The organism is Micromonospora sp. NPDC003944 (genome assembly GCF_053605225.1).
Map to the genome: position 1 here is coordinate 1 of NZ_JBSGIV010000139.1, position 2,590 is coordinate 2,590.

At 71.7% G+C, this 2,590-nt stretch carries 2 protein-coding genes and 1 pseudogene; all 3 read left to right on the top strand.

Annotation, left to right across the window (positions count from 1 at the left end; all coding sequences use genetic code 11):
- Positions 1-155, top strand: a pseudogene (locus ACWER9_RS31760) (4Fe-4S dicluster domain-containing protein); the annotation flags it as partial.
- A complete protein-coding gene (gene nrfD / locus ACWER9_RS31765; RefSeq protein WP_452305313.1) occupies positions 152-1,129 on the top strand; it encodes an NrfD/PsrC family molybdoenzyme membrane anchor subunit in 978 nt (325 codons plus the stop codon). The pseudogene ACWER9_RS31760 and the gene nrfD, both read left to right, overlap by 4 nt.
- 50 nt (positions 1,130-1,179) lie before the next feature.
- Positions 1,180-2,466, top strand: coding sequence for an L-lactate MFS transporter (locus ACWER9_RS31770; RefSeq protein ID WP_452305314.1), 1,287 nt, complete (start codon positions 1,180-1,182; stop codon positions 2,464-2,466).
- Positions 2,467-2,590: the final 124 nt, after the last annotated feature.

Below are 2,590 nucleotides of genomic sequence, written 5' to 3' on the forward strand. Positions count from 1 at the left end.
TCTTCCTGCTCCTGGACGAGCCCGAGGTGTACGGGTTGCCGCCGGACCCGGTGGTGACCACCCGCGACCTACCCGCCATGTGGAAACACGCCGGCGTCGCCGCCCTGGCGATGACCGCCGCCACGGTGTTCGCGTTCCTGGGCGGGCGGCCGTGACCCGCGACGGCGAGCAGCTCACCGTGCCGAAGGTCAACTTCACCTCCTACTACGGGCGCCCGATCCTCAAACCGCCGGTCTGGAAGCGCGACATCGCCGGCTACCTGTTCACCGGGGGGCTCGCGGCCGGGGGAGCGCTCATCGGGGCGGGTGCCCAGCTCACCGGCCGGCCCGCGTTGCGGCAGGTGGGACGGTGGACGGCCCTCGGCGGCGTCACCGCAAGCGCGTACCTGCTGGTGCACGACCTCGGCCGACCGGGCCGGTTCCACCACATGCTCCGGGTCGTCAAGCTGACCTCGCCGATGTCGGTCGGCACCTGGATCCTCACCGCGTTCGGCCCGGCCGCCGGCGTGGCCGCCGTCGCCGAGCTGGCGCCATGGCTGCCCGAGCACGGCGTCCTCGGTCTCGCCCGCCGGCTGGCACCGACGGTCGGTGACGTCGCCGGACTGGCGTCCGCGGTCACCGCTCCGGCACTCGCCACGTACACCGGCGTGCTGCTCGCCGACACCGCCGTGCCCGCCTGGCACGAGGCGTACCCCTTCCTGCCGTTCGTCTTCGGTGGCAGCGCGCTCGCCGCCGCCACCGGGGTCGGCCTCATCGCGGCGCCCGCCACCCAGACCGCTCCGCTGCGGCGACTCGCCGTCGTCGCGGCGACCGTCAAGTATCTCGGCGGACGCCGGATGGAGCGGTTGGGCCTGCCCGGCGAGCCCTACCGGCAGGGTCGCAGCGGTCGGCTGGTCCGGGCCGGAGACGTGCTGCTCGGCGTGGGCACCGCGGCCGCGCTGTTCAGCCGACGCAGCCGGCTGATGTCGGTGCTCTCCGGGGCGGCACTCGTCGCGTCGTCAGTCGCCACCCGATTCGGCATCTTCGAGGCCGGGATGGCGTCGGCGCGAAACCCGAAGTACACGGTCGTGCCGCAACGGCAGCGGCGCGACCGCAGGGAGGGCCGGTCACCGGCCGACAAGGGGACATAGCTCGACCAGCAGGCGCCAGCCAGTGAGCCAGCAGACGGGGGACTCAGCTCATGGCACACACCGCAACTGATCCAGGAAGATCCACACCGACGCGCGGCCGATGGAGCCTCGTCGTCGCCGCAGTGCTCGTCCAACTCGCGCTCGGCGCGGTGTACGCGTGGAGCGTGTTCAACAAGCCGCTCCAGGACGAGTTCGGCTGGGCCAAGTGGGAGGCGGTGCTGCCGTTCGAGGTGGCGATCGGAACGATCTTCATAGGTAGCCTGGTCGGTGGTCGTATCCAGGACCGGCGCGGACCACGCCCGGTCGCCCTCGGCGGCGGCGTGCTCTACGCGGTCGGCAACATGCTTGCCTCGCTCACGTCGTCGAAGGACGACCTCTGGTTGCTGGTGCTCACGTACGGCGTGCTCGGGGGCATCGGCCTGGGAGCCGCCTACATCACCCCGATCGCCATGCTCGCCAAGTGGTTCCCGGACCGACGTGGACTGATCACCGGCATCGCGGTCGCCGGGTTCGGCTTCGGCGCCGTGATCGTCGCGCCGGTGGCGAAACGGCTACTCAACGGCACCGACGACCCCACGCACGTGTTCTTCCCGCTGGGCCTCGCGTACCTGATCGCGATTGTGCTCGGGGCGTCCTTCTTCCGGAACCCGCCGACGGGCTACCGGGTGCCCGGGTTCACCCCGAAGACCGCCGGCCGGGCCATCGCCGGCACCCGTGTCTACACACTGCGCGAGGCGCTGCGCACCCGGCAGTGGTACATGCTCACCGGAATCCTCGCGCTCAACGTGGCCTGCGGCATCGCGCTGATCTCCCAGGCGTCGGACGCCGCCCAGGTCATCACCGGGGCGAGTGCGGCGACCGCCGCCACCCTGGTCGGCGTCCTCGGTCTGTTCAACGGCGCCGGACGGGTGGCGTGGGCGTGGTTGTCCGACCGCACCGGGCGGATGCCGGCGTTCATCGGGATGCTGCTGTTGCAGGCGATCGCCTTCTTCATCCTGCCGCACGCCGCGTCGCTCGCGCTCTTCGCGGTCCTCGCCGCGCTTGTCTACCTCGCCTACGGCGGAGGCTTCGGCACGATGCCCGCCACCGCCGCGGACTACTTCGGCACCCCCAACGGCGGTGCCATCTACGGGGCGATGATCGTGGCGTGGAGCATCGGGGGAGTGGTCGGCCCGCTTGTCACGTCGCTGCTCTACGAGGCGAGCGGCAAGAGCTACACGCTGCCGTTCACGGTCATCGCGATCGTCGCCCTGGTCGCACTGGTGTTGCCGCCGATCACCCGGATGCCCTCCGAGCCCGGGCTGCCCCAGTCCCTCGGCGGCGGCAGAGCCCGCTGACCCTCCCGCCCCCTGCCCCGCCACCCTGCCCCGTCCCCCTGCCCCGTCCCCCTGCCCTGCCCCCTGCCCCGCCCCCTGCCCCGTCGATCATGGAGTTGTGGTGGGAGATAAATCCTGATTTGTA

Coding starts and splice junctions, on each gene's coding strand:
- ACWER9_RS31770 (WP_452305314.1), top strand. CDS start 1,180: ATGGCACACACCGCAACTGATCCAGGAAGATCCACACCGACGCGCGGC.